We start from the raw sequence: 24,674 nt of genomic DNA on the forward strand, positions 1-24,674 counted from the left end.
GCACCTCGAAAAAATGAGTAGCGGGGACTGGACTTCGCCGTGCATCAACTCGCGGTATTCGACCGGCGTACGCGGATCGTTCGGCCGAGGAGCATCCGGGTGGTGAGGTGGATGAATCGGGCAAGCTCGAGACAAGATCGGCGGGAGGACAATACGGTCCAGACGGTGCGAGTTCCGGCCTCCGGCACCGGGTGGCCCTCGAAGCGGTCGCCGAGCCAGTCGAACATCAGTGGTGCGGCGAATACCGCCAGGGTGAGGTGTTCGCTGAGCTTGTCGCGCAGATAGGTCACGTGGGCGCCGCCGGCGGTGTAGCGCTGCACCGCACCGTCGACATCGCCGACCGCGATCAATTGATCATGGACACTCTGCACCACGAGCATGGGCATCGACGGAGCGTTTCCGCCCAGTTGCAGTGTGCGGAACAGTTCGACGATCGCGGGGCGGGCGAGCACATCGGCGAGTGGTTCGGTGAGGAAGTCGTCCCAATCCGTGCGCACGGAACGCAGTACGGCGCCGACGGTGGCCTGACTTTCGAGCATTCGTAGCCTGCGGTGGCCTTCCGGAGTGCCGAATTCGGTGATCACGGCATCGAGTTCGGGCGAAACTCGCCGCAGGCCGGCAATGACCAGACTGGGCAGGCCGGCGAAAGCTGTCGCGTTGAGGCGCAGGAAGGTCGAGGCCGGATCTCCGACCGGCGAGCCCGCGGCCGCGCCGACGATATTCAACTCGGGGGCGTAGGCATCGGCCATCTCGGCGGTCCAGGCGGTCGCCATGCCGCCGCCGGAATAGCCGAACAGTCCGGCCGGAGTGTCGCCGGCCAGCGCGAGCGGTGCGAAATTGATCGCGGCACGGATGCCGTCGAGCGAACGATAGCCGGGCTCGCGAGGCGCACCGAAGGCGCCGAGCATCCCTTCGTGATCAGCCGCGCAGACGATCCAGCCCCGTTCCAGTGCGGCGCCGATCAGGAACAGTTCGAACGGCGGCACCGCCCCGTTTACCTTGGCGCCCTGTTGAAGTGAGTACGACGGGAAGCAGCGCGAGGCCACGGCATCGGTCGCGCACTGGAAGCTCAGAATGCGCGGGCGAAGCTCGGTGCCGGAGGCCGGGGGAATGAGGATCGTCACCACGGTGGTGTCGGCGGCGCCATTGAGATCGGTTGTCCGATAAAGCAATTGCCATGCGGTGAGCGATTGCCTGATACGGCCGAAAGCGCTGATCGTGACGCTGCGCCGGTGCAGGATCGTGCCCGGGGCCAGGCGCTCCCAGCCCTTCGGCGGTACATAGAACGGATCGCTCTCGGGCAGTACGGCGACGCGCGGACGGTCGAAAACTATCGGCTCGGGTACGGCGGTCTCATCCGCGAAGTCGGCATTGACGGACACCTGGGACTTCCTTCCTGGTCGGCGATGCAGTTCGGGAGGCGACACTTCGCGATCATTTGGCGCGCAGTGCACCGTCCATGCCTCCGACGTCGGTGATCTTCCAGTCTGCACCTCGGTCCACCGTCACCGTATAGGTGACAGTCGTCTGGCCGCCCTGCGGTGACTGCGCGTTGGTGGAGGTCACAGTGACGAACACGTCGACCTTGTAGACACCGGCGGACTCGGAGATGGCACGGGCGGCGACCGGCTGCGCGGTCGAGTTCCATTGCAGGGGGCCGAGAACCTCCTGCAGTTTCGGCGCTGTGGCGTCGAACTTATTTGCCAGGGCGGGGGCGGTATTGGCCTTCAGCCGGGTGAGCCAGGACCCGGCGTCCTGGTAGTTCACCGTGGCCGCGCCGACCGCGTAATCAGTGGCGACCTGTTCGGCGTGCCGCTGGTCGGCATCGCGCGCCGCCCGGTCGGACAGTTCGCTGCGGGAGGACAGCCACAGCACACTCAGCGTGACGATGGCCACGGCCGCCGCGACGGCGGCGACAGCTGTCGCCACGGTCGACAGCCGGATCGACAGGGTACGGGCACCCCGACCGGCCATGAGCGGGCGCTCGGACGCCGGGGCTGCCGCACTCGACGTGGCCGTGGTGGCGGTCACGTCGGGCGCGGATGATCCTGTGGGGCTTTCTATTTCGGTCTTCATAGCGGACTCCTTGGTCTGCGGCGGTTACTTGACCTGAACGCGTAGGTGAATGGCGCCCTCGGGCTCGGTCGCGGCCAGGGCCTGGGTGATGAGCGCGCTGAGATCCAGTTGCGGCGCCGGGTTCGCCGCACTGTCCGCGAGCGGCTGGAGGACCGGGACGAGTTGTTTCAGGCCGGGGCCCAGCTGCTCGATCCGCTGAGTGAGGTTGCCGAGGAAGGGCACCAGGCCATTGCCCTGCAGATACATCTGCGGGGTGTCGCCGGTGTCCATCAGGCGGCCGATAGCGGCGGCGATCTGATCGACCCGCTGACCGAACTGGATGAAGTTGGGGGCGGCCTGCGACATCGACGGTCCGGCCCACGCCATATCGGGGACGATCGATTGCAGATCGGTCAGCATCGGGCCGATCTGCGGTGAACGGGACATGATGGTCGCCGCCAAAAGTCCGGTGGCGCGGGAGAGTTCGGGTACCACGGTGTCGGTGCCGGTCAGGGCGGTGCCGAAGGTGCCGACCAGCGAACGCATGGCGGCGGGGTCGAGCTGCGCCAGTACCTGCGAGACCTGCCGAGCCACCTCCGGAATGGAGGGCGGCGTGTGCACCGTGCGGGCATCGAGTCGCTGACCCTCGGACAGATAGGGGCCGCGCTGATCGGCGGGGGTGAACTCGACGTAGGGCTCACCCAGCGCCGACAGGCTTTCGATCACGGCCGGACTGGCGGCCGGGATGCGGTAGGCGCGGTTCAGCCGGAGTGCGACTTCCACACTCGTGCCGCCGTGGGTCACCGAATCCACCTTGCCCACTTGCACCCCTCGCAGCAGAACCGGCGAATGTGGTTGCAGACCTGCGGAATTCGGCAATTCAAGGGTCACGGTGAACGACTCGGCGAACGGGTCCGCGCGCACCACCCCGAAGGCCAGGTAGGCCGCGCCCAGGACGGTGACGGCGAGAATGCCGAACAGCGACAGCCAGCCGGAGCGTTTCATCGAACCACTCCGATCATGTGCAGTGACTGGATGATTCGAGCGATCTGATCGTCGGCGGACAGCCCGTTCACACTGATTCCGGTGACGTTCACCGCCGGTCCGTGCTCCACCATCGGGATGATCTTGTCGCGGAGCAGTGCCACCAGGGCATTGAGATTGGAGGGCGCGCCGAGATCCAGTGGGCGACCGGTGAACAGCAGTGGCGCGAAGGCACGGGCGGCCGCGTCCCCGGACTGCGCCAGCGGGGCCAGCCACGCCAGCGAATGCGCGACTCCACCGAGGGCGCCGACCACACCGATGGTCGACACGATGGAGTTCACCGAGTCCGTAACCTGCTGCACCGCAGGCTTGGTCAGCAATTCCGCGAGATCGCCGGAATTATCGTCGACCGCTCCCGACACCGCACTGAGCCCGTTGAGAAAAGCTTCCGCCTGGTCCAGGTTGTTCGCCACATCGATGGCATTCGCGCTGAGAACGCCTGCGATGCGGGCGGTGTCGCGCGGGTCGGCGGGTAATACGGCATTGAGCCGGTTGACGATGTCCTGGAACTGGCTGATCGCGCCGCCCTGCACGAAGGTCGCCATCCCGGCCATGGCGTCTTCGATCTGCATGGGCGGGTGGGTCTGGCTCAGCGGAATCACGGCGTCGGCGTGCAGCAGTTCGCCGAAGCCGTCCGGCGGCGTGGTCAAGGCGAGGTGGATATCACCCAGCAGCGTGTTCTGGCGCAACTCGGCCGTCGTCTTCATCGGCAGCCGAACCGATTCGGCGATATCGGCATCCACGATCACGTAGCCGCCGTGGACCGCCGGATCGGTCGAATCGACCACCCGTACGCCCACCACGGTGCCGACCCGAGCGCCATTGGCCACCACTTGGGCGCGCGCCGGCAGATTGAGCGCGTTGCTGAACTGAATGTGCACGCGGTAGGTCGGTTCCGAGATCCCCGTTCCCGGAACCGGGATCTGCGCGGGGTCGAATGCGCAGCCGCCGGCCAGCAGTATTGCCGCTGCGGCCGGTGCGAGCAGCGTGTGCCGCCAGCGCCGCGTCATCGCGCACCCGCCAATCCGAGGACCAGGGGAACCAGTGCCACACCGGTCAATCCGTCCGAGGTGGTCCCGCAGCGCCCCGGCGCCAGCGCGTCGACGGCCGCGCAGACCCGGTCCACCGCTGCGGCGGGCAGTGCCACCCGAGGCGAGGCATAGGTGAGGCCCGGCGCGCCGGTAGCCGGGTCGAGGACGGTGGTGAACGCGGAGGTGATATTCGGGATCATCGTGATGATGTCGCGCAAGGTCGCCACGTTCGCGCCGGCGAAGCGGGCCAGCGGAACGGTCGCGTCCAGGACGGCGAAGATCGGATCGCCGAACAGTGTGGTGATGTCATTGAGCATCGGCAGCACCCGTTGGAAGCCGTCGATGATGTCGATGGTCGTGGAGAACAGTCCATTGTTCACGTCATCGAGTACCGAGGTGAGGCGCAGCAGCATGGACTTGATATCGCTCCACTGCCCGGACACGCTGTGCGCCAGCGAGGACAGTGCGTCGATCACGCCCGCCAGGTGACCGATCGCGGCGTCCGGAGAGTTGAGCGCGGTGCCCAGTTTGGTGATGATCTCGTTGATCTGCGGTCCCGTTCCCGCGGTCGCGGCGTCTAGCGCCGTCAGTCCGCGTTGCAGAGCGTCGGCATGCCCGGGATCGGGTCCCAGCGTTTCGGACGCCAGATCCGCCAGGGCAGTGAGGGTTTCGGTCATGCTCTTGGGAGTGAGAGTCTTGGTGATGCAGTGCGAGTGATCCCAGCGCGTATTCGCCGCACCGGTGTCGATCAGGGCCAGCTGCCGGTCCGCGACAATGGTGTCGGACTCGGTGGTGGCCGAAACATCCTCGCCCAGTGGGTAATCGGCGTCGACCGTGAAATCGACGCGTACCGTCCCGCCCTGTGGCGTGATGGCGGTGACATCGCCGACCGGCATACCGCGCACAGTCACATGATTGCCGGTGTAGAGCCCCACCGTGTCCGGCATCAGCGCGCAGTAGGACTCGACCTTGCGTAGTGGATCGAAGGCGACCAGATAGGTGCCGGCGGTCAGCATCGCGATCACGGCGGCGCCCGCGAGCGACATGAACACTCGGGAGGACAGCATGCGGATCAGCATCAGCAGACCTGCCCGAACACCGGGACGCACACCGGAGACAGCGCGGCCGGATCGAGCGCCGTGGCGGGCACCGTCTGCTGCGACTGGTCGACGGTGACGCCACCGCCGGACGGGAGCATGGCGGTCAGACCGGTGGCGAGGCCGTGTACCGACGTGAGCAGCGAATCCAGCTTGGTACCGAGCTTTTCCAGCTCCGGAACCGCATCGGCGAGCCTTTGCGCCATGGGTTTCAGCGTGGTCTCCCAGGCGGGCTGCAGCCCCGCCAGCCGGTCGATCACCCGGTTCAGGGTGATCAGCGCCGTCCGAGTTTCCGAGCGTTTGCTCGACAGGACCGTTTCGAGCACATTGATCTTCGCGACGAGGCGGCCCAACTCGCCCTTGGCGGTGTCGACACCATTGAGGTACTCGTCGGCGATGGAGATCGCCTTCGACACATCGGCTCGCTGCCGGTTGAGCAGATCGAGGAAGTGATCGACACCGCCGAGCGTGTCGCGCAGGGCCTGCGGGCTCGCGTCGAGTGAGTCAGTCAGGGAGTTCAGGTTGCGGCGCAACAGGTTTCCGTCCACGGCCGCCACCGGGGCCGCGGCATCCTGGAATGCCTCGGCCAGGCTGTAGGGCAGCCGCACTCGGTCGGCCGGAATGCTGTTGCGGCCCAGCGGCTTGCCCCCCGCTGGAAAGACGGCGACATAGTGACCGCCGACCACGGTCAGCATGCGCACATCCAGAGAGGTCTTGTCGCCCAGGAACACCGAACTGTCGACGGTGAAGGTCATCGACACTCGATCCTTGTGCAGTGTCAGGGATTTCACCGTTCCGACCGGTACGCCGGCCACTCGTACATCGTCACCGGTGCGCACCGACTGCGCCTCGCTCAGGTCGGCGGTATAGGTCGTCTTACCGAAGGGCACCGCGTACAGCACGCCGACCGCCACCAGCACTGCCGCCACCAGGAGCGAGCCGATGAGACCCAGCCGCAGCTCTCGCCGTCGTTGTGCGGCGCCGTCGCGGCGAGGCCGGTCACGGCGGGACCGGAGCGGGGAGAAGGTTGTCATCGATTGCATACCGTCACCCGCTGCCCGGAGACGAGAACCTTTAATGCCGAGGGCAATTCGGCCGCCCCGTGGCCGCAGACGGCCGCCGGACCGCCCGGCGCGGGGACCGCAGCGTTCAGCGCGGCCAGCAGGGCCGGAGTCTGCCCCAGGATGTCGATCACCTCTTGCGGATTCGGGAACAGGGTGCGAATGATGTGGTCCAGATCCGGATTCGTGTTCTCGGACAGGCCGAGCGTGGCCAGCAGGTCGTCGATGGGTTCGAGCACCGGCGGTGCGGTGAGCGCGAAGTCGATCAAACCGTCGATCTTGGTTTGCAGCGTCTGGAAGACATCGGCGAGCTTGCCCAGCAGCGTGACCAGTTGTGGTGAGCGGCCGCCGATCTTGTCCGAGATCTCCGACATATTCTGGATCAGGGTCGAGATCACCAGCTGCCGGTTGCCCACGTACTGACTGAGCCGGCCGATCGCGTCCAGCGCCGGACCGACTCCATTACCGTCGCCCTCGATCACCGCGAGCATGCTCTCGCTGAATGTGTTGATCGCCTCCGGCGAGAGCGTCGCCAGCACGGGTTTCAGACCGTTGAACAGGCTGGTCACGTCGAAAGACGGGATGGTGCGATCGACTCCGAGGGTGGCGCCCGGTGCGGTGCGGGCCGCAGGCGCGGTATCGCGCTGGATGTCGAGATACCGCTGCCCCGTGAGGTTCTGGTATCGGATTGCCAGTCTGGAGTTGTCGTAGATCGCGGAGCTGCGGCGGACCGTCAGCCGAACCACCGCTTGATCATGTTCCAGCGCAATGGATTCCACCTTGCCCACGCGAACGCCGTACATGCGGACGTCGTCACCGGTATGCAGGCCGTTGGCATCGGTGAAAATCGCGCGGTAGCCATCGGTGCTCCCGGATACCGGTTGCCGGATCGCGATCACCACCATGCCCAGCACCACCAGCATGACCGTCGCGAAAGCCGCCAGGCGCCAGGCCGAACCGAGGATCGACCTCATCGCGCACCTCCCGGCGTCGCGCCGAGCACCGGAACCAGACCGAGGTCGACATCGACATCGAGCACCGGGCCGTTCGGAGTGTCCGGCAGGGCGGCGCGCAGGCGATCGAGCAGCGCGCGCAGGTCGGCGCCGGAGCGCTCCGGCGTCGGCACCGTGCGCGCGGCGGCGGACAGCATCGGCGCCAACATGGCCGTGTATCCGGAGAATTCGTCGCTCGCCCGGTAGAGGGTGTTCTGCAGGCCCGGGAACAGTTGGTCGACGACCATGGCGATGGTGGCGTCGAAACGGCCGCGGTCGGTGCGCAATACGTCGATGTGATACACCTCGTTCATCACTTTGAAGAGCGCGTCGGCGAATCGAGCGCCGCCGGTGAGGGCGGTGCCGTATCCGCCCAGTAGCTCCGACGGTGCGACGGTGCGGGTGTCGGCGACCGTGCGGCCGAGTACCACGATCGCCTGTGCCAGCGGCGTGAAAGCTCCTACGTCGGTGGCCAATTGCGTCAGCGTGGTCGTCAGCTCGGGGGTGAGCACATCGGTGGTGACCTCGGTGAGGTTGCGCATCAGATTGCTCATGGTGGCGTCGTAGATCAATGACGAGCGTGGTCCGGTGAGGTCGATGACCGTGTCCGGAAGCAAGGGTGAACCACCTGTGCCCCTGCGCAATTCGAGTTCCGATATACCGAACAGATTGGATGGTGCGTAGTCCAGTCGCAGACTGCTGTCCAGACCTGCCAGCTGAGATTTGTTCAGCTGCACCGTGATTCGCTGTGTGCCCTGCTCATCCGGCGCTATGCCGACGACCTCGCCGACCGTGACGCCGTCCAGCATCACCTGGGTGCCGTCCACCACGCCGTCGCCGATGTGCTCGGTGTGCAACGCGATTCGCAGTCCATCGGCTGATCCGGGGGCCGGGCGCAGGGCCCAGCCCCCGGCGAGCACCACTGCCAGCGTCAGCAGTACCGCGCCGGTCTTGATCGCCCCGCCGCGACTCACCTGCACGCCTGGCATTCCATACTCGGGCACGCCGCTACCCCGGAAAACTGATCGCGGAGTCGAAGCCCCACAACACGATAGAAAGCACCATGTCGATGGCGATGATGGCGACGAAGCTGGCCCGGACCGCGCGCCCCGAGGCGATGCCGACCCCTTCGGGGCCACCGGCCGCGAAGAATCCGTAATAACTGTGCACGAGAATCACCACCGTCCCGAACACCGCGACCTTGATCACCGCGGCGATGACGTCGAACCCGGATACGAATTGAAAGAAGTAGTGGTCGTAGACGCCGCCGGCCTGACCGTGCACCAGCGTGATCAAGCCACGGCAGGACAGATAACTCAGGATCAGCGCGATCAGAAAGGTCGGCACGATCGCCACCGCGCCGGCGATCACGCGGGTGGTCACCACGAAGGGAACCGAACGCAGTCCCAGCGACTCGATCGCGTCGATCTCCTCGGAGATGCGCATCGACCCGATCTCGGCGGTCATCCGGCAGCCCGCCTGCGCGGCGAACCCGATGGCAGCGGCGATCGGCGCCAGCTCCCGCGTGGTCGCGAAGGCCGAGACCAATCCCGTCACCGGGCCCATACCCAGCATGTTCAACGTCGTGAAGGCTTCGACGCCGACCGACCCGCCCATGGCGAGGCCCAGCACGATCATCATCGGCACGGTGCCGCCGCCGACGATCACCGAACCACGGCCCCAGGTCATATCACTGACGATTCGCATCGTCTCCGCGCGATAGTGCCGCAGCGTGAACGGCACCGCCACCAGGACCTGCCAGACGAAACCGGCTACGAAGCCCGCGATTTCGACTGGCCGCAGCAGGTGCGCACGGCGTACTCGCCCGATCCAGCGAAACCCTTTGGGCGCGTACGGCGCAGCGGTCATCAGGCGATCCTCATCGGCAGGAACAGGGCGGTTACCTGAGTAATCACCAGGTTCACCACGACAATCGACACCACCGACAGCACCACCGCCGCGTTCACCGCATCGGCGACACCGCGCGGGCCGCCCTTGGCTTCCAGACCGCGCTGGCAGGCGATCACCACCACGATGAATCCGAAGATGACAGCCTTGATCAGCGACACCCCGACATCGGCCACCGAGGTGAACGCACCGAAGGTGGCCCAGTAGCTGCCCGGTGTCACCCCCTGACCACCGATCGCGACCGCGTATCCGGCGAGCACACCGACGAAGATGATCAGCACGTTCAACAGCGGAGCGACCACGAGCATGGCGGTCATCCGGGGAATCACCAGCCGGTTGATCGGCGAGATGCCCATGACATGCAGCGCGTCGATTTCCTCACGGATGGTGCGCGCCCCCAGATCGGCCGCGATCGCGGAGGCCGCGGCCCCGCCGAGCAGGAATCCGGTGGCCATCGGCGCACCCTGCTTGATGACCCCCAGCCCGCCGGTCGCGCCGAGCAGCGAATCGGCGCCGAGAGTGTGAATAAGATTGCCGACCTGCACCGAGACGATGACGCCGAACGGGACCGCCATCAAGATCGCGGGCAGCGCGGTGACGGTGATCATGCGCCAGGCCTGATGGATCGCCTCACGCCACTGGAAGCGCCCGGCGATCAGATCACGGGCCCCGCCACCCGTTGCGGCACCGGCCATTTCGACAGCGCGGCCGAAGGTCCGCAGGGCGGACAGCACGGTGTCAGCGAAATTGTCGCGAACCGCATGCGCGGCCGCTGATACGCCCGAAATCCGGACCGCCGACCCCATCGGCTTCGGTTCGTTCTGAAATCCCGCCCGCAATGCGATACCTCTGCCCCTGCGTTCAAATTGTGACTCGAGCCATATGCGGAGCCGGTGTCCGAATCTATGGCGGCGACGCATCTGGTGTCACTGCACGGAGAGGAAAAGTTGCCACGTCAGATTTGTCTCGAAGAACAAACCGTCCATAAGAGCGCCCGACCCTGGCCGAATACCCGGTTTCCAGCGCACCGTGGAAGGTGCAGCGCAAGCCGCTCGCGGGCAGCGGTCACCATGGACAGACCGTGGGGAACTTGCCGCAAACGTTGGTGGCAGTGACAATCGGGCAATGTTCGCGCCGCTGCCCGCCCTCGCGCCCGACTCGCCGATCCTGACGCGGCTTGCGCAGCGGCTTCCCCAGATCATCGAGGAGTTGTACCGCGCATCGCTGGATATGCTGCCGGAAACCTCGACGCTGCCCAAAGACCACTTCGAAGAAATCCTGGTGCCGAACGTCTATGCCGGTGCGGTGGGTTTCCTGCGTGCTCTCGACGAACAGCGCCCCTATCGGATCGACGAGGTCCGGGAGTTCGTCACGCCCATCGTGGAGACGCTGGCCGAGGAAAGGCTGCCGCTGCAGCCGATTCTCACCGGCTTCCACGGATCGGTCCGGCGGCTGTGGAACGAAACCCTGGCGCTCACCGAGAACGAAGATCTGGCCGACCTGGCCGCATTCTCCAATCACCTACTCGAGTTGCTGATGAACGTCACGACTCTGGTCACCGCGACCTATGCCGCGGTGGAGCAATCGGTGTACGGACTCGAACGAGAAGCGCGGCGAAGTCTGTGTGTCGCACTCCTGCGAGGTGCGCCGGCGGGTGAGCTCGCGGCGCGCGCCGACCATGTACTGGCCGAGCACTACGACGTACTCGCTGTCACAGTCGCCGTTCCCGCGATGCCCGGATCGGTGGCGCTGGCCGAAAACGCGGTGGCCCGGCGCCGTGTTCGGATCATCCAGCAGGTGCTGGACGAGATCGCCGGCACCACCGCACTGAGCACCTTCGACGGGGCCAGCGGTATCGCCCTGCTCCCACGGGGGTCGACGCCCGGCCCGCGACCCGAATACGACCGTGCGGCAGCGAAACTCACTGGATGCCTCGACGGTGCGGTGCACATCGGGGAATGCGCGGTCGTCTCGCGTGCACTGATCCCCGAGAAAGCGACGCAGGCAATGGAACTCGCGCAGCTGGCAGAGGCACTGGGCCAACCAGCTGGGATATATCGCCTCGACGATCTACTGCTCGAGTATCAACTGACCCGGCCCGGTGAGGCCCGAGATCGACTGGCGCAGCGCATCATCCCGATCCTGGACCAGCCCCACCTGCTCGAGGCGGTGGACGTGCACATCAAACATGGCGCCGATCGCAAGGCGGCCGCCGCCCTACTGCATGTGCACCCGAACACTCTCAGCTACCGGTTGCGCCGGGTCACCGAGATCACCGGTATCGACCCGAGCGATCCACACGGCTCCCGGTTGATCGCTGCGGCGCTGATGGTGCAGCGGCTCTACCCGTCCACCGACTGAGCCGGTAACGACTTCTCCTGATCAACCCATTTGGTTCCGGAGACAATTCGGGCCTCGGCGATTTTCCTGTTGATGCAGTGACTTTCGCTGTCTCGGACACCAATACTTGTTATCCGATCACATCGCAGGCGTTCGGAGTCGCCGCCGACTCCCACCTGCCGCACAGCGGCGGGGCCCTGTGCGGTGCGCTGTGATCGGTCGCAATGGGTATTCGAGAGAGGCCGACAATGCAGTCACCTACCACCGGCAATGCGAACCAGATCGTCCGTACCGAGTTTCCCGGTGGCAGCGTTCGCTCCCGATTGCTGAATCTGACCATCCGCGTCACTGTGCGGCCCTTCATCGCGGCGTGGATTCGCTTCCCCGAGGCGGGATGGCCCTTCCATATCGTCGATCAGGTGGGCCGGGTGCTGACCGTCCCGCGCGGGATGACCAGGCGCCCGGCACCGCTGGAACACTGTGCGGCACACCTTGTTACGCCACCGAATGCCCGAGACGACCGATTCATCGTGTACCTGCACGGCGGCGGCTTCCTGGTCGGCGGAAACCACCTGCACAAGCAGATGATCGGACGCTTCGCGGCGAGCCTGAGCGCTCCCGTTCTGGCCGTCGATTACCGCAAGCTGCCCGAGCACGCTGTCCTCGATTCGATCGAGGACAGCGTCAGCGCGTACCGGTATGCCCTCGAATCGGGTTACCGCCCGGAGCAGATCGTGATCATGGGAGACTCCGCCGGCGCCTACCTGACTCTGATGACCGGTATCGAGATCAAGCGCAGGAACCTGCCGAATCCGGCTGCACTGGTGTCGATTTCACCGCTGACCGACTGGGATCCGACCGCGAAACTCGCCGCGCCCACCACCGGCAGCTGCGCGTTGTTCCCGCGCCGCACTCTCACAGAACTCGCCCGGTTCTCTTCCCGGCGCAACCGCGCCGAGGCCCTGCCCTCGCCGGTGAACTTCGATCTCTCCGGGCTACCGCCGGTACTGATCCAAGCCAGCTCCTCCGAAGCGCTCTATCCCGATGCCGAATTGATGGCCGATCGTCTGGCCGCGCATGGCGTCCCTTGCGAATTGCAGTTGTGGCCTGGGCAGGTGCACGTTTTCCAAGCTGCGGCGAGCATCGTGCCGGAGGCGGCGGTCGCCGTCGGCGCGGCGGTCGACTTCGTCGAGCGCGCCTGGCAGCGGCAGGCCCGCCAGCGCAGTGCCTGACTCGAACTCACACCACCGACCAGAACGGAGAAACCCGATGGCCGATGCGAGGCAACAACTTCTCGCGGAACTGCACGAGCCGTCCGGCGTGCTGACAGCGCTCGACGACAAGCAGGCCGGCGACCTGCTGCGGCTGCTGCATCGCCGGGCTGCCGCCGAGCGCGCTGCCCTGGACACAGCGATCACCGCCGCGCTCAGTGCCCTGCCGCGCCTGGTGCGCATCCCCGCCCGTGCCGTCCTCTTCGGAAAGTGACCGCTACATGACAGACCTGTTGGCGCAGAGCCAGATTCGCATTCTCGCCCGGGCGCTCGGCGCCGATCCGGCCGAGCTGACGGCCTTCGAAAGCCTCGATGCGGCTGATCTGCGCGCACTGCACGAGCGGGTCTCCGACTTCCTCTGTGACAGTCAGGCCGAAACCTTCGGGCGGGTCAGCCGACTCGCCACCCTGGTTCCGGACGCGCTGGCCGCCAAGGTCGCACTGAGCGCGATCCCCGCCGAGGTCGCAGGACGCGCGGGCGGTCCCCTCAGCACGGACCACCCGCAGCGGGTGGCGGGCGTTCTGCGCGGACTGACCCCCGGCTATCTCGCCGACGCCGCACCATTTCTCGACCGGCGGGCGACAGCCGCACTGACGAGACTGCTTCCGGTGTCGATTCTCGTACCGACCGCACTGGAGCTGATGCGGCGGCGCGACCACCTGACCGCATCGCTGTTCGTCGAGCACTCCACCGATGAGCAGATCAGCGGGTACGAGTCCGGCATCGACGACGATGCCGGATTGCTGCAGACCATCGCGTTGATCTGGCCGCCGGACCGGCTCAACCACACGGTCCGTCTGATATCGGAAGTGCGGCGGCATCGGATCGTCGGCACCGCCGCCGACGGTGGGCCCGAGGTAGTGGCGGCCACGCTCTCATTGCTGTCCCGCCTGGACGCAGACCACGCGAATCTGCTGGGTAACAAGCTGTTCGCGGCCCTGGACGCGGCACAGTTCGAGCGGATCGTGGCCGTCGCCGCCGCTCGTAATGCGTGGCGGGAACTGCTGGGCGTACTCACCGCACTCAACGATTCGGTACTGACAGCACTGGCGACTCATCCGGCGCTGACCGCCGAACCGACGCTGTCCGCGTTGTCCGCCGCGGCGGACACCGCGCGTACCCGCAGCACAGTGGCGATCGTACGCACCCAGATGGCCGGAAACCTCGGCTCCGCGGAATATGCCGGCAACGCCTAGCAACACCTATTGTCCTGCGCCGCTGGTGTTTCCGATCGCGGCTTCCGATCGACCCAGCCGCCATCAGCGCCCTTACGGAGAGCATAGTCAATGAAGTTGTCCCCGAACGCTATTCGCAATCGACTCGCATACGCGGCGGACGAGCTGAAGTCTGTCGCCGTCATGCACCGCGCCGGAGTGATCGACCTGACCCGGCCGGACCGGATACTGCGGATCTCTCGGGAGACGCGAACCTATGGACCGCATTCGGCGATGATCATGCGTGGCGCGCGTGAGCATCCGGAGGCCGCGGCCCTGACTGACGAGCGGGGCACGCTGACCTATCGCGAGCTGGACCGCCAATCGAATGCCCTGGCCAATGCGTTGAAGGCGGCGGGGTTGACTCCTGGTTCGGTCGTCGGCGTCCTGGCTCGCGATCACCGCGGCCTGGTCCTGGCGATCAGCGCTGCGGGCCGGGCCGGACTACGCCTGGCGATGCTGAACACCGGCTTCGCCAAGCCGCAGTTCGCCCAGGTAGTCGAGCGCGAACAGGTACGAGCCGTATTGCACGACAGCGAATTCGGCGATCTGCTCGACGCCCTACCGCCCGAACTGCCGCGCTACCTGACCTGGGTCGACAAAGAGCATCGAATTCCCGTCGGGTCGCGCACTCTCGACGAGGTCATCGCCGCGGGCGACCCCCGCACACCCCCGCCTCCCCCGCATCCGGGCGGCTTCATCATCCTGACCAGCGGCACCACCGGACTGCCCAAGGGCGCACCACGCACCAGGGTCAGCCCGCTGGTGAGCGCGCTGTTCCTGGACCGCATTCCGGTGCCGCGCCTGGGCACCGCGGTGATCGTGTCGCCGCTGTTCCACGGCACCGGCTTCTCACTGTGGGGTATCGCGACCTCGCTGGCGAACGAGACGGTCGTCATGCGCCGGTTCGACGCCGAGGCCACACTGCGTGCGCTGGCCGAGAACCGCGCGCACATGCTGGTCGCCGTGCCGACCATGCTGCACCGCATGGTTTCGCTCGGGCCCGAGGTGATCGGCAAGCACGACCTGTCCGCGCTGCGGGTGATCGTGGTGGCCGGATCGGCGCTCTCCCCCGAATTGGCCGTGCGGGCGCAGGACGCGTTCGGCGATGTCCTGTACAACTTCTACGGTTCGACCGAGGTGAGCATCGCGTCGGTGGCACAGCCGCACGAGCTGCGCGCGGCACCGGGCACGGTCGGCCGCGCACCGGTAGCGACCCGGATCGCGCTCTTCGACGACGAGGACCGCAAGCTCGACGGTGTCGGGGTACGAGGGCGGGTCTTCGTACGCAGCACAGCCCCCTTCGAGGGCTACACCGACGGCCGCACCAAACAGATCCTCGACGGCTACATGTCCACCGGCGACATGGGCCATTTCGATGTCACCGGACTGCTCTTCATCGACGGACGCGATGACGACATGGTGGTCTCCGGCGGCGAGAACGTCTACCCGCTCGAGGTCGAGAACCTGCTCGCCGAACTACCCGGGGTCGACGAGGTGGCCGTGATCGGCGTCGATGACGAGGACTTCGGAAAACGCCTGCGCGCCATCATCGTTCGCACACCAGACACCGACCTGGACGCCCAGGCGATCAAAGACCATGTCAAGGCGAATCTCGCACGGTACAAGGTCCCGCGCGACGTGATCTTCACCGCGGAACTCCCCCGCAATGCCACCGGCAAGATTCTGCGCCGCGAACTGCCCGCCGTCGGCGCGCACTGAGACAGAAGGACTTCCGACATGTCCGACCAGTCCACACCAATATCCGGTCCCGGAATGCTCATCGACCACCGATTCGGTGCAGTCGCCGGACAGTTCTTCCGCACCTTCCGGCGCCGCCCGCAGGGCGGTGGCGCCCTCACCATCCACCTGAACGGCCAACCGGTACTGGACATTTGGACCGGCTGGGCCGATACCGGGCGCCCCTGGGAGTACGACACCATGGCGCTGTCGTACTCGTCAGGCAAAGGTGTGGCGGCCACGGTCGCGAATCGGCTCATCGAACGCGGCGCCCTGGCACTGGACGAACCGGTCTCGACGTATTGGCCGGAGTTCGCGGCCCACGGTAAGCAGGACATCACCGTATCCGACGTGCTGCGCCATCGCGCCGGTCTGCAACGCATACGCGGACTGTCCGGCAACCCTCAGGACATGCTCGATCACGACTACCTCGCGGCAGCCCTGGCCGCGCAGGCGCCGGACCCGTGGCGCGCCCGGGCCAGCGGTTACCACGGCCTGACCTTCGGCACCCTGGTAGCCGAGATCGCACAGCGGGCGACAGGGGCGAAGTTCGACGAGCTGCTGCAATCCGAACTGCGAGACCCAGTTGGCGACAACGACTTCTGGTTCGGAGTGCCACCATCACAGCGCCACCGGATAGCCAGACTCACACAGCGCCTGAACATCGCCCGAATTCCCTTCGACCGCCTGCTGGCACCGATCGGCGCACTACCGAGCTCGCTATTGCGTTCGGCCACGAGCGCGGCCTACGACGGCTGGGCCGACCTGAGCCGGGGCGAACGCGCCTACGACACCATGATGCCCAGCTGGAACGGCGTATTCACCGCCCGATCCCTGTCCAGGATGTACAGCGCGATCGCCAACGACGGACTGACCGAAGGACGCCGGCTGTTCCGGCCCGAAACCACCCGGGCACTCGCCGAAATGCCACCCAACAGCACATTCGACTACGTTCTCGGCGTACCACCCCACTTCGCACGCGGCTATCACCGCGCCCCCGTAGGCACGAAGATCAGCCGACATGCCCTCGGGCACTACGGCATCGGCGGTTCCGGCGGCCTCGCCCTCCCCCACCTGGGCCTATCCCTCGGCTTCGTCACCAACCACCTGGGCAACCATGCCAACTCGATCGGCGACGCCCGCCTCCCGCACTTCGCACACCTCGCCGTGCGCGCGCTACGGGCGACGCAGTACCCGGCGCCTTGGGGCAGCACCGCCCTCGTAAGCAGCGGGGACAGGACTTGAACCTGCGTCCCCGGGGTTATGAACCAGCGGGATACTGCTCGGCACCGTCACAACTCGAACTCGATACCGGCGACGTGAACCGGAGTATTGATCGGCTTCGTATTCGTGATCTGATAAGCACCGTCCGCAGGGCCGGTATGCAGTGTCCACATCTCGCGCGCCGGATCAACGATCAAGTATTCAGCGACCCCGGCCGCAGCATAGATGCCAGCTTTGTCGATGTAGTCGGCTTCGATACTGCTCGGCGAGACAACCTCGAAGAACGCCAACGCATTGCGCGCATGCAGGACATCACCTGTGCGGAATATCGCCACGTCGGGGGCTTTGTCGTTGTCGCCAGTGCCCGCGATCTTCACATCCGATGTCGTGATCAGCGCCGAGTCTGCCAGCCTGACCCGAAACGCGATCTCCAGGATGAGATTCCAGTGCTCAGGCCGTTGCGAGGACACGACGATCACTTCGCCTTTCGCATCTGCACGAAATCCTTCCGGCACGTCCATACCAGCTGCCACTTCTACTAGCTGGTGATGCAGGCTCATCGACGCTCCTACTCTCCGTCCGTTACGACCATGGTAACGACCGAACCCTACTAACTACCGATATCACATCCAACGCAGAACGGCCTTGGAACCAGTGGTTCCAAGGCCGTTCTGCGTAGTAGCGGGGACAGGATTTGAACCTGCGACCTCTGGGTTATGAGCCCAGCGAGCTACCGAGCTGCTCCACCCCGCGTCGGTGTGAGGATGACGTTACCTCGGGGTAGGGGGAAACTCCAAAACGCGGGGCGGGAGGGGGTCAGGCGGCTTGGGGGCGGATGCCGCCGGAGGCCAGGGTGAGGACGTCTTTGTTGCCGTCGGACCAGGTGGGGGTCATGGCGATGTCGTTGATGCGCCAGGCGCTGTCGATGCGGGTCAGACCGAAGCGGTAGGTGCCGCCGAGGGTCCAGCGTGGGGAGCCGAGGGGGTTGGCCAGGATGTGGACGGCTTGGAAGACGGCGGTGAGGACGGCGGTGTCGCCGTCGACGGTCACCAGGTGGTTGCCGAGCAGGTGCTGGGTGGTGTCGAAGGCGCCGAGCAGGCGAGACCAGTCGGCGTGGATCTGGGCGGGGGTGGCGTGTGACGGATCGCCGCCCCAGATGGCGGTGTAGTCGAGGCGGACCTCCTCCGCGAAAACAGTCGTGAAGGCGTCCCAGTCGCGAATGTCGATGTACCACATCATGGCGGTGGCGGTATCGATCACGTCGGCGCGGTCCTGTGCGGAAGTCATTGTGTTCTCCTGTGATTCGGGTTAGGTGACGGGAAGCAGGTTGTGGTCGGCGAAGATTCGGCGGGCGACGCCCATGGCGGCGAGTACGCGCGGGAATCCGGCGTACGGCAGCGCCTGGATGACGGCCTCGACGAGTTCAGTGGAGGTCAGTCCGGTGTTGAGGGCGGTGGTGAAGTGGGCTTCCAATTGCGGTTCGGTGGCGCCGAGGCCGATGAGGACACCGAGGATGACCAGTTCCCGCCGTCCGGCGTCGAGTCCGGGACGCGCATTGATATCGCCGTAGGCGAATTCGACGGCGAACCGGTGCAGGTCTGGCGCTATATCGGCCAGTGCGTCGTACACCCGCTGCCGGGCGGCGGTCGGGCCGCCGAGCTCGGCCAGCCGGGCCGCGCCTCTGTCGTACCGTTCGTTCATGGGTATGAGATTGCCTGCCGTGCAACGGCCTACCCAGACCTCCGTTGTTCCAGGTACTCCCAGGGCCAGGCTCGCGATTCTCGGGCAAACTGGACGGCATGGCAGAACGCAATCCGCTGGGGGAATTCCTCCAATCCCGCCGGGCCCGGATCAGTCCCGAAGAGGTCGGACTGCGGGCCGGTGCGTCCGGGCGGACGCGGCGGCGGGTCGCTGGGCTGCGGCGTGAGGAGCTCGCTCAGCTGGCGGGGATCAGTGTCGAGTACTACCAGCGGCTCGAACAGGGCCGGGCCAATCACCCCTCCGACGAGGTGCTGGACTCCCTCGCCGAGGTGCTGCGCCTCGACGACACCGAGCGCGGGTATCTGCGCAGGCTCGCCAACCCGCCGCGGGTCCGGGACCGCCGCAGCGCGCCCACCGCCGTCCGGCCGCAATTGCGGCGCATGCTCGACCTCGTCGACAAGGTGCCCGCGGTGATCATTACCGATCGTTTCGATGTGCTCGCGGCCAATCTGCTGGCCGAGCGATTGTTCGCGCCGATCTCGAATGCCTTGCACGACAACGGAAATCTCGCCAGGGAACTTTTCCTCGACCCGGCCGCCCGCGAATTCTATGTGGAATGGGAGGACGTGGCCGCCGCCACCGTCGCCGCCTTGCGATTGACTGCGGGCAGCCACCCCGAAGACACGGAGTTGACCGCGCTAATCGATGAATTATCCACCGGCAGCACAGCATTCGCCGAACTCTGGGCCGAGGGCGATGTGGCCGTGCGCACATACGGCGCGAAGAACTTCCGGCATCCGGCCGTCGGCGTGCTGACGCTCAACTACGAGAATCTGGAACTGCCCGGCGATCTGCGGCAACGACTGGTCACCCTCAGCCCGGACGCCGCGACCGCGACCGAGGCGGCCCTGCAGGTGCTGGCTTCCGAGACCTACATCAGCCGCTGAATCACCGGCGGCACGCCGGGCAGCGGACGGGCATCCACGACCAGTGCCGTGGTGTTGTCGCGGCCACCGCCGTCGAGGGCGGTCTGCACCAGCGCCGTCGCGGCCTGGCTCGCCGAACCCTCCTCGGCGAGAAGGGATTTGATGTCCGCCATTTCGAGGCGCTTGCCCACGCCGTCGGAGCAGAGCAGCAGTCGCCCGGAGCTGGTGCCGGTGACCGCGTGGCCGATATCCTCCGGCCGCACGGTCCGCGCGGAAGTGGTGACCAGATGGCCCATTCCGGGCATCGGCACATGTCCGCGGGCCCGGAAGTATTCGGCCACAGTGTGATCGGTGGTGAGCAGATGCAGTACCCGGCCGTTCCACCGGTAGGCGCGACAATCACCCACCCAGGCGATATCGCACGGCCCGTCCGGCTGCCCGTCGGCAGGCAGCACTGCGACGACGAGCACGCTGTCGGCGGCCGCGTCCGGCAGTTCGCGCAGCAATTCCGCCTGCGCCGCAAGGATTCCGGCGCGCGCACCCTGTGTCACGGCCACCCGGGCCGCCACCCGCGCGACGATCCGCGCCGCCCGAGCGGCCGCGAGATGATCTCCCACCCCGTCCGCCACGACAAACGCGGCGCGCCCGGTCTGGCGGTCGGTAACGGTGGCAACCGCGTCCGCGTTGATATTACGTAGGCCGATCCGGCTCACCGCCGCTCCCGCGACGGTGACGAATCGAACCTCTTCGTCAGGATGGGCGGGCACTGCGGCAGATCCGATCTCGAGGGCTGCGGTGTGCATGGCCCGACCTCCTGGGACTCGGCCTAAGGGGGTGCTGCCAACCAGCACTCCTCTATTCAACGGCCGAAACCCGTGTACTACTCCTGAATCACCTGTGCGATTGCTGTGTTTACCTGCGTCGATAACGATCAGATCGCGGTCTGGGCGACCACGAAGATGCGGCGGAACGGCAGCCAGGTGCTGCCGTCGGCCTGCTCCGGGTAGGCGGTGCGCAACAGCGGGGCCAGCTCACTCCGGAATTCCTGCCACCCCGCATCGTCGAGGACGTCACGCACGGGGGTCAGCGCGGTCCCGGTGACCCACTCCAGAACCGGGTCCGCGCCGGTGAGTCGCTGCAGGTAGGTGGTCTCCCAGGCATCGACCGTGCAGCCCGCCGCGGCCAGCAGCCGGGCATAGCCCTCCGGATCGAGGACGGCGCGCGGCTCCAAAAGGTTTGCCGGAGCCAGCTTTTCGCGCCACCGCGGCCGCGCCGCGAGGGTGCGGATGGCGAGATGGGAAGGCGCGTCGAAGTTTCCGGGCACCTGGAAGGCCAGCCACGCCCCGGCGGGCAGGTCGCGCGCCCAGGCGGACAGCAGCTCCTGATGGCCGGGCACCCACTGCAGCACGGCATTCGACACCACCACATCGGTATCCGCTCCGGGCCGCCAGTCGCGTACATCGCCGAGCACGGCATCGATCCCCCGCGCCCGCGCGGCCGCCACCATCTCCGGGGACGAATCCGAGGCCTCCAGGGCGGCCTCCGGCCAGCGCTCCGCGAGCGACACGGTGAGATTGCCGGGCCCGCAGCCCAGATCCACCACGCGGCGCGGCTTCTCGGCGCGCACCCGGGTCACCAGATCGAAGAACGGCCGCGCCCGATGATCATCGAAGGCCAGATACTGCTGCGGATCCCACATGGCTGCTCCATCCCTGGTCACACCAACCGAGCCTGCATATCGCACTGCCAACGGTAATCGGGCGGCCACAGATACAGCGAAGGCCCTCGAAGAAGTTCTTCGAGGGCCTTCGCTGTTAGTAGCGGGGACAGGATTTGAACCTGCGACCTCTGGGTTATGAGCCCAGCGAGCTACCGAGCTGCTCCACCCCGCGTCGGTGAACACAACATTACACACGGCTCTGCGTGAGTGCCAAATCGGCTGGTCAGAAGCGGTTCGGCGGGTTACGAAGTCGATCATGGAGCGAGTCGCGGCGGAGGTGCCGACCGTCCGGACGGTGCGGAAGCGGAGGTTTGGGGGTGAAAATCCTCCGCCTCACAACCGTTTCTCCGCGCGTCCCCCGGTTTCGGGGCCCGAAAACGTGACCGACCCCACAATTTGTGCGTGACTTAAATCACATCACGGGCATATAACAGACCGATCGGGATATCGAAATGCAGCATAGCCAACCTGCATGAACGACGTTTTACCGGTTATTCGCTTCATGCAATTCCGAAGTTATCAAGAGTTACCAAGACGTGATCTGCCGAGATTTCCTCGTTACCGTCGTACTCGGCCCGGATCAAACCTGAGATGGGCACCGAACCGAACCGCTGCACGCCGGAGACCCTGTCCCGCGGTTAGGTACCCAGAGCCCCTGGGGACAGGGACACGGCACAGCAACTCGCCGGGTCGGTAGGCGCAGGGAGGGACAAACGATGAAACAGAACCGGAAGATCAACTCCCGCACCATCGGCCTGCTGGCCGTCACAGGCGCAATTGTTGCCGTCCCGTTCGGCTTCTCCGCAACCGCCTCCGCGGCCGGTCACGACTGGGACGGCGTTGCCCAGTGCGAGAGCGGCGGCAACTGGGGAATCGCCACCGGCAACGGCTACTACGGCGGCCTGCAGTTCACGCAGAGCACCTGGGCCGCCAATGGCGGCACCGGCTCGCCCAGCAGTGCCAGCAAGGCAGAGCAGGTCCGCGTGGCCGAGAACGTGCTCGCCACCCAGGGCGCCGGCGCCTGGCCGGTCTGCGGCAAGTACCTGCGCAGCGGCTACTCCGAGCCCGAGCCCGAGGCCGCCCCGGAGGCTATCGCTCCCGCCCCCGCGCCGCTCCCCAACGACCGCCAGGCCGCGATCGATCAGGCCAAGAGCGTCGCCGGTGGCCTCGCTCAGCAGTTCGGCGTTCAGGACCAGTTCAACCAGGTCCTGGATCAGAACTCCGCGCTGATCGAGTCCTGGGGTCGCTGAAATCCCTTCCCCATCTCGGAAGTAGCGAAATGCGCTGCCGTCCATGCTGACGGCAGCGCATTTCTCTGTAGACACAACCCGTTGGCATGATACGCCGACTGCCGCTGTGCGACACAGGTTTTCACCTATCCGGTGACAAACTCTGCCCGGTGCGCGGTCGCCCACTCCGCGAAGCTGCGCGGCGGACGGCCGGTGACCTCCTCGACCGAGGAGTGGACCACCGAGGTGAACGACTCCAAAGCCGTTGCGCGCAAAGACATTATGGCGTCGGCCATATCGGGAGCCACCCCGAAGCCGAGCAGCGCGGTATGCGCCTCGGCGGCCGAGATCTCCTCATAGCGCAGCGGACGGCCGAGCACCTGCGCGAGGATGCCGGTCTGCTCCCCCGGCGCCAGCGCCTGCGGGCCGCTGAGCGTGTAAACCTTTCCGGCATGGCCGGTTTCGGTCAGCGCCGCCACGGCGACGGCGGCAATGTCCTCGGGATCGACCACGGCGATGCGGCCCTGCCCGTACGGGGCGCGGACGGTATCGACGGCCCGGATGCCCGGGGCCCAGTGCAGCGCATTGGACATGAATCCCAACGGGCGCACCATGGTCCAGTCGATGCCGCTCGCGCGCACCGCCTGCTCACCGGCGCGGTGCCAGACCGGAATCGGGTCCGTGGCGGCAGCGTCACCGGCTCGCCCGGAGGAAAGCTTCACCAGGTGGCGGACGCCGGCGCGGGTCGCGGCGGTGGCGACATTGGCGTCGTGCACCGGGATTTCGGGTCCGGCCGACAGCAGGAAGACGCTGTCCACCCCGTCCAGCGCGGCGGCGAGACTCTCCGGCGCACCCAGATCACCGCGCACGACGTCGATATCGGCGGGCAGGTTCGCGGTCTCCGGCCGCCGCACGAGCGCGCGCACCGGCGTGCCCAGTACACGCAGCCGGTCGATGACGGCACGCCCGACGGTGCCGGTGGCTCCGGTTACGAGAATCATCGGATACTCCCAGTTCAGATTGGTCGCGGATCTGCACCGCGCTGGAACCAGCCTGTGCCGTGACGCGAGATGAATCCATCCACAGGCTTCGGATTGCGGCCATTTTCCATTTGCAGCACCCGTGCGATGATTTCTTCCATGCTGGACGAGGTGGACCGCGGCTTGATCCATGCCCTGCACATCGACGGGCGGGCGCCGTTCAATCGCATCGGCGAAGTGCTGGGCGTCTCCACCCAGACCGTCGCGCGCCGCTATCGCGGCCTGCGCGAGGAGTTCGGGCTGCGGGTGGTCGGGCGGCCCGATCCGGGACACACCGGCACCACCCAGTGGCTGGTCCGGCTCACCACCACGCCCTCGGCGAGCGGGCAGCTCGCCCGGGCGCTGGCGCAGCGCACCGACACCACCTGGGTCATGCTCACCTCCGGCGGCACGGAGGTCTTCCTGATTGTCGACGGCCCCGGATTCGACGCGCCCGCACTGCTTTTGCACGATCTGCCGCGTACATCGGCGATCACCGGTATCTCCGCGCACTATGTACTGCACACCTATCTCGGCGGGCCGACCGCGTGGCCCGGTCGCCTCGCCGTGCTCGATCCCGAACAGCAGCGAAAACTGCGGCCGCACGAGGAGCACACCACCCGGCGCGCTGAATCAGCCACGGATGACCTGCTTTTCGCTGCCCTGCGCACCGACGGGCGCGCCGGGCTGGCACAGCTGGCCGAGGCCACCGGATTGTCGCAATCCACTGTGGCGCGGCACATTTCGGGACTACGGGCCGAGGGTGCGCTCTACTTCGATGTGGATGTCGACGACCGGGTCTTCGGTGTCACCACCCGGGCCATGCTGTGGGCCTCGGTCGCGCCCGGCAAGCTCGACGGGGTCGCCGAAGCCCTTGCGCGGCATGAGGAACTGGCGTTCGTGGCCGCGACCACGGGCAGCACCAACCTCATCGCCGAGGCACTCTGCCCCGACCCGGCGAGTCTGCACACCTATCTCACGAAGAAGCTGGGCGCCTTCGACGCGATCCGCACGCTGGAGACCACCCCGGTCCTGGCGACGGTGAAATCCACATCGCAGCCGCCGCTGTTGCGATCCCGGCCGGCGCGATAGCACAGGGTCG

26 protein-coding genes and 2 tRNA genes are annotated in these 24,674 nt (G+C 66.5%); 9 read left to right on the forward strand and 19 right to left on the reverse strand.

The annotated features are described in order from the left end of the window. Window positions 1-44: 44 nt before the first annotated feature. Genes ABZX86_RS00995 through ABZX86_RS01040 form a run of 10 tightly spaced genes read right to left on the reverse strand, consistent with a single transcriptional unit; the run spans window position 45 to window position 9,994 of the window. On the reverse strand, window positions 45-1,382 hold the full coding sequence (locus tag ABZX86_RS00995) for a lipase family protein (RefSeq protein WP_355118759.1): 1,338 nt from the start codon (window positions 1,380-1,382) through the stop codon (window positions 45-47). A gap of 52 nt (window positions 1,383-1,434) precedes the next feature. After that, complete coding sequence (locus ABZX86_RS01000; protein ID WP_355118761.1) at window positions 1,435-2,076, reverse strand: hypothetical protein; 642 nt, start codon at window positions 2,074-2,076, stop codon at window positions 1,435-1,437. A gap of 24 nt (window positions 2,077-2,100) precedes the next feature. Next, window positions 2,101-3,060: an MlaD family protein gene (locus tag ABZX86_RS01005; RefSeq protein ID WP_355118763.1), complete on the reverse strand. Its 960-nt coding sequence runs from the start codon at window positions 3,058-3,060 to the stop codon at window positions 2,101-2,103. Continuing rightward, the gene (locus tag ABZX86_RS01010) at window positions 3,057-4,109 is read right to left on the reverse strand and encodes an MlaD family protein (RefSeq protein ID WP_355118765.1); all 1,053 of its coding nucleotides are present in this window, start codon (window positions 4,107-4,109) and stop codon (window positions 3,057-3,059) included. Before ABZX86_RS01010 ends, ABZX86_RS01005 begins: the two co-directional genes overlap by 4 nt. Continuing rightward, complete coding sequence (locus ABZX86_RS01015; protein ID WP_355118767.1) at window positions 4,106-5,197, reverse strand: MlaD family protein; 1,092 nt, start codon at window positions 5,195-5,197, stop codon at window positions 4,106-4,108. Before ABZX86_RS01015 ends, ABZX86_RS01010 begins: the two co-directional genes overlap by 4 nt. Window positions 5,198-5,208: 11 nt before the next feature. Further along, entirely contained in the window at window positions 5,209-6,270 is a 1,062-nt protein-coding gene (locus ABZX86_RS01020) for an MlaD family protein (RefSeq protein ID WP_355118769.1), read from the reverse strand. Continuing rightward, window positions 6,258-7,262, reverse strand: coding sequence for an MCE family protein (locus ABZX86_RS01025; protein WP_355118771.1), 1,005 nt, complete (start codon window positions 7,260-7,262; stop codon window positions 6,258-6,260). Before ABZX86_RS01025 ends, ABZX86_RS01020 begins: the two co-directional genes overlap by 13 nt. Beyond that, a complete protein-coding gene (locus tag ABZX86_RS01030; protein ID WP_355119777.1) occupies window positions 7,259-8,269 on the reverse strand; it encodes an MlaD family protein in 1,011 nt (336 codons plus the stop codon). The genes ABZX86_RS01025 and ABZX86_RS01030 overlap by 4 nt, the downstream gene beginning before the upstream one ends. A gap of 19 nt (window positions 8,270-8,288) precedes the next feature. Then, window positions 8,289-9,149 carry an ABC transporter permease gene (locus ABZX86_RS01035; protein ID WP_355118773.1) on the reverse strand — a complete coding sequence of 287 codons (861 nt, stop codon included), beginning with the start codon at window positions 9,147-9,149 and terminating at the stop codon, window positions 8,289-8,291. Continuing rightward, on the reverse strand, window positions 9,149-9,994 hold the full coding sequence (locus ABZX86_RS01040) for an ABC transporter permease (RefSeq protein ID WP_355118775.1): 846 nt from the start codon (window positions 9,992-9,994) through the stop codon (window positions 9,149-9,151). Before ABZX86_RS01040 ends, ABZX86_RS01035 begins: the two co-directional genes overlap by 1 nt. A gap of 319 nt (window positions 9,995-10,313) precedes the next feature. Between ABZX86_RS01040 and ABZX86_RS01045 the strand changes: the two genes are divergently transcribed. The 6 genes from ABZX86_RS01045 (at window position 10,314) to ABZX86_RS01070 (ending at window position 16,998) form a co-directional block, all read left to right on the forward strand. Then, window positions 10,314-11,549, forward strand: coding sequence for a helix-turn-helix domain-containing protein (locus tag ABZX86_RS01045; protein ID WP_355118777.1), 1,236 nt, complete (start codon window positions 10,314-10,316; stop codon window positions 11,547-11,549). 227 nt (window positions 11,550-11,776) lie between these two features. Next, complete coding sequence (locus tag ABZX86_RS01050; RefSeq protein ID WP_355118779.1) at window positions 11,777-12,760, forward strand: alpha/beta hydrolase; 984 nt, start codon at window positions 11,777-11,779, stop codon at window positions 12,758-12,760. 37 nt (window positions 12,761-12,797) lie between these two features. Further along, window positions 12,798-13,013 (forward strand): hypothetical protein, encoded by a 216-nt coding sequence (locus ABZX86_RS01055; RefSeq protein WP_355118781.1) that lies wholly within the window; start codon window positions 12,798-12,800, stop codon window positions 13,011-13,013. A 7-nt stretch (window positions 13,014-13,020) separates the two neighbouring features. Further along, window positions 13,021-13,995 (forward strand): hypothetical protein, encoded by a 975-nt coding sequence (locus tag ABZX86_RS01060; RefSeq protein ID WP_355118783.1) that lies wholly within the window; start codon window positions 13,021-13,023, stop codon window positions 13,993-13,995. A 162-nt stretch (window positions 13,996-14,157) separates the two neighbouring features. Then, window positions 14,158-15,735 (forward strand): acyl-CoA synthetase, encoded by a 1,578-nt coding sequence (locus tag ABZX86_RS01065; RefSeq protein WP_355119778.1) that lies wholly within the window; start codon window positions 14,158-14,160, stop codon window positions 15,733-15,735. An 18-nt stretch (window positions 15,736-15,753) separates the two neighbouring features. Further along, on the forward strand, window positions 15,754-16,998 hold the full coding sequence (locus tag ABZX86_RS01070) for a serine hydrolase domain-containing protein (RefSeq protein WP_355118785.1): 1,245 nt from the start codon (window positions 15,754-15,756) through the stop codon (window positions 16,996-16,998). A 47-nt stretch (window positions 16,999-17,045) separates the two neighbouring features. Here ABZX86_RS01070 and ABZX86_RS01075 read toward each other — a convergent pair whose 3' ends face one another. The 4 genes from ABZX86_RS01075 to ABZX86_RS01090 form a co-directional block, all read right to left on the reverse strand. Further along, window positions 17,046-17,537: a Uma2 family endonuclease gene (locus tag ABZX86_RS01075; RefSeq protein ID WP_355118787.1), complete on the reverse strand. Its 492-nt coding sequence runs from the start codon at window positions 17,535-17,537 to the stop codon at window positions 17,046-17,048. Between the two features lie 119 nt (window positions 17,538-17,656). Next, a tRNA-Met gene (locus ABZX86_RS01080) sits at window positions 17,657-17,730 on the reverse strand. 63 nt (window positions 17,731-17,793) lie between these two features. Further along, window positions 17,794-18,264: a nuclear transport factor 2 family protein gene (locus tag ABZX86_RS01085; RefSeq protein ID WP_355118789.1), complete on the reverse strand. Its 471-nt coding sequence runs from the start codon at window positions 18,262-18,264 to the stop codon at window positions 17,794-17,796. 21 nt (window positions 18,265-18,285) lie between these two features. After that, the gene (locus tag ABZX86_RS01090) at window positions 18,286-18,678 is read right to left on the reverse strand and encodes a carboxymuconolactone decarboxylase family protein (RefSeq protein ID WP_327141744.1); all 393 of its coding nucleotides are present in this window, start codon (window positions 18,676-18,678) and stop codon (window positions 18,286-18,288) included. Window positions 18,679-18,776: 98 nt separating this feature from the next. Here ABZX86_RS01090 and ABZX86_RS01095 point away from each other — a divergent pair, with 98 nt between their 5' ends. After that, window positions 18,777-19,625 carry a helix-turn-helix transcriptional regulator gene (locus tag ABZX86_RS01095; RefSeq protein ID WP_355118791.1) on the forward strand — a complete coding sequence of 283 codons (849 nt, stop codon included), beginning with the start codon at window positions 18,777-18,779 and terminating at the stop codon, window positions 19,623-19,625. Here ABZX86_RS01095 and ABZX86_RS01100 read toward each other — a convergent pair. The 3 genes from ABZX86_RS01100 to ABZX86_RS01110 form a co-directional block, all read right to left on the reverse strand. Further along, on the reverse strand, window positions 19,610-20,407 hold the full coding sequence (locus ABZX86_RS01100) for a serine/threonine protein phosphatase (protein ID WP_355118793.1): 798 nt from the start codon (window positions 20,405-20,407) through the stop codon (window positions 19,610-19,612). The genes ABZX86_RS01095 and ABZX86_RS01100 overlap by 16 nt on opposite strands. A 128-nt stretch (window positions 20,408-20,535) precedes the next feature. Then, the gene (locus ABZX86_RS01105) at window positions 20,536-21,324 is read right to left on the reverse strand and encodes a trans-aconitate 2-methyltransferase (RefSeq protein WP_355118795.1); all 789 of its coding nucleotides are present in this window, start codon (window positions 21,322-21,324) and stop codon (window positions 20,536-20,538) included. A gap of 98 nt (window positions 21,325-21,422) precedes the next feature. Next, window positions 21,423-21,496, reverse strand: a tRNA-Met gene (locus ABZX86_RS01110). Between the two features lie 544 nt (window positions 21,497-22,040). Here ABZX86_RS01110 and ABZX86_RS01115 point away from each other — a divergent pair. Next, window positions 22,041-22,574, forward strand: a complete 534-nt coding sequence (locus tag ABZX86_RS01115) for a transglycosylase family protein (RefSeq protein WP_355118797.1) — start codon at window positions 22,041-22,043, stop codon at window positions 22,572-22,574. 125 nt (window positions 22,575-22,699) lie between these two features. Here ABZX86_RS01115 and ABZX86_RS01120 read toward each other — a convergent pair whose 3' ends face one another. Continuing rightward, window positions 22,700-23,554 (reverse strand): SDR family oxidoreductase, encoded by an 855-nt coding sequence (locus ABZX86_RS01120; RefSeq protein WP_355118799.1) that lies wholly within the window; start codon window positions 23,552-23,554, stop codon window positions 22,700-22,702. A gap of 14 nt (window positions 23,555-23,568) precedes the next feature. Further along, window positions 23,569-23,694: a hypothetical protein gene (locus ABZX86_RS01125; RefSeq protein ID WP_355118801.1), complete on the reverse strand. Its 126-nt coding sequence runs from the start codon at window positions 23,692-23,694 to the stop codon at window positions 23,569-23,571. Between ABZX86_RS01125 and ABZX86_RS01130 the strand changes: the two genes are divergently transcribed. Next, the gene (locus tag ABZX86_RS01130; protein WP_355118802.1) at window positions 23,693-24,664 is read left to right on the forward strand and encodes an AsnC family transcriptional regulator; all 972 of its coding nucleotides are present in this window, start codon (window positions 23,693-23,695) and stop codon (window positions 24,662-24,664) included. The two genes, ABZX86_RS01125 and ABZX86_RS01130, sit on opposite strands and share 2 nt — an antisense overlap. Window positions 24,665-24,674 lie beyond the last annotated feature (10 nt).

This window comes from Nocardia sp. NPDC006630 (genome assembly GCF_040611495.1).
GTDB lineage: Bacteria > Actinomycetota > Actinomycetes > Mycobacteriales > Mycobacteriaceae > Nocardia.

Coding starts and splice junctions, on each gene's coding strand:
- ABZX86_RS01125 (WP_355118801.1), bottom strand. CDS start 23,694: ATGGAAGAAATCATCGCACGGGTGCTGCAAATGGAAAATGGCCGCAAT.
- ABZX86_RS01015 (WP_355118767.1), bottom strand. CDS start 5,197: ATGCTGTCCTCCCGAGTGTTCATGTCGCTCGCGGGCGCCGCCGTGATC.
- ABZX86_RS01035 (WP_355118773.1), bottom strand. CDS start 9,149: ATGACCGCTGCGCCGTACGCGCCCAAAGGGTTTCGCTGGATCGGGCGA.
- ABZX86_RS01115 (WP_355118797.1), top strand. CDS start 22,041: ATGAAACAGAACCGGAAGATCAACTCCCGCACCATCGGCCTGCTGGCC.
- ABZX86_RS01070 (WP_355118785.1), top strand. CDS start 15,754: ATGTCCGACCAGTCCACACCAATATCCGGTCCCGGAATGCTCATCGAC.
- ABZX86_RS01020 (WP_355118769.1), bottom strand. CDS start 6,270: ATGCAATCGATGACAACCTTCTCCCCGCTCCGGTCCCGCCGTGACCGG.
- ABZX86_RS01055 (WP_355118781.1), top strand. CDS start 12,798: ATGGCCGATGCGAGGCAACAACTTCTCGCGGAACTGCACGAGCCGTCC.
- ABZX86_RS01075 (WP_355118787.1), bottom strand. CDS start 17,537: ATGAGCCTGCATCACCAGCTAGTAGAAGTGGCAGCTGGTATGGACGTG.
- ABZX86_RS01065 (WP_355119778.1), top strand. CDS start 14,158: ATGCACCGCGCCGGAGTGATCGACCTGACCCGGCCGGACCGGATACTG.
- ABZX86_RS01005 (WP_355118763.1), bottom strand. CDS start 3,060: ATGAAACGCTCCGGCTGGCTGTCGCTGTTCGGCATTCTCGCCGTCACC.
- ABZX86_RS01010 (WP_355118765.1), bottom strand. CDS start 4,109: ATGACGCGGCGCTGGCGGCACACGCTGCTCGCACCGGCCGCAGCGGCA.
- ABZX86_RS01120 (WP_355118799.1), bottom strand. CDS start 23,554: ATGATTCTCGTAACCGGAGCCACCGGCACCGTCGGGCGTGCCGTCATC.
- ABZX86_RS01085 (WP_355118789.1), bottom strand. CDS start 18,264: ATGACTTCCGCACAGGACCGCGCCGACGTGATCGATACCGCCACCGCC.
- ABZX86_RS01130 (WP_355118802.1), top strand. CDS start 23,693: ATGCTGGACGAGGTGGACCGCGGCTTGATCCATGCCCTGCACATCGAC.
- ABZX86_RS01095 (WP_355118791.1), top strand. CDS start 18,777: ATGGCAGAACGCAATCCGCTGGGGGAATTCCTCCAATCCCGCCGGGCC.
- ABZX86_RS01045 (WP_355118777.1), top strand. CDS start 10,314: ATGTTCGCGCCGCTGCCCGCCCTCGCGCCCGACTCGCCGATCCTGACG.
- ABZX86_RS01000 (WP_355118761.1), bottom strand. CDS start 2,076: ATGAAGACCGAAATAGAAAGCCCCACAGGATCATCCGCGCCCGACGTG.
- ABZX86_RS01030 (WP_355119777.1), bottom strand. CDS start 8,269: ATGCCAGGCGTGCAGGTGAGTCGCGGCGGGGCGATCAAGACCGGCGCG.
- ABZX86_RS01050 (WP_355118779.1), top strand. CDS start 11,777: ATGCAGTCACCTACCACCGGCAATGCGAACCAGATCGTCCGTACCGAG.
- ABZX86_RS01090 (WP_327141744.1), bottom strand. CDS start 18,678: ATGAACGAACGGTACGACAGAGGCGCGGCCCGGCTGGCCGAGCTCGGC.
- ABZX86_RS01100 (WP_355118793.1), bottom strand. CDS start 20,407: ATGCACACCGCAGCCCTCGAGATCGGATCTGCCGCAGTGCCCGCCCAT.
- ABZX86_RS01025 (WP_355118771.1), bottom strand. CDS start 7,262: ATGAGGTCGATCCTCGGTTCGGCCTGGCGCCTGGCGGCTTTCGCGACG.
- ABZX86_RS01060 (WP_355118783.1), top strand. CDS start 13,021: ATGACAGACCTGTTGGCGCAGAGCCAGATTCGCATTCTCGCCCGGGCG.
- ABZX86_RS01040 (WP_355118775.1), bottom strand. CDS start 9,994: ATGGGGTCGGCGGTCCGGATTTCGGGCGTATCAGCGGCCGCGCATGCG.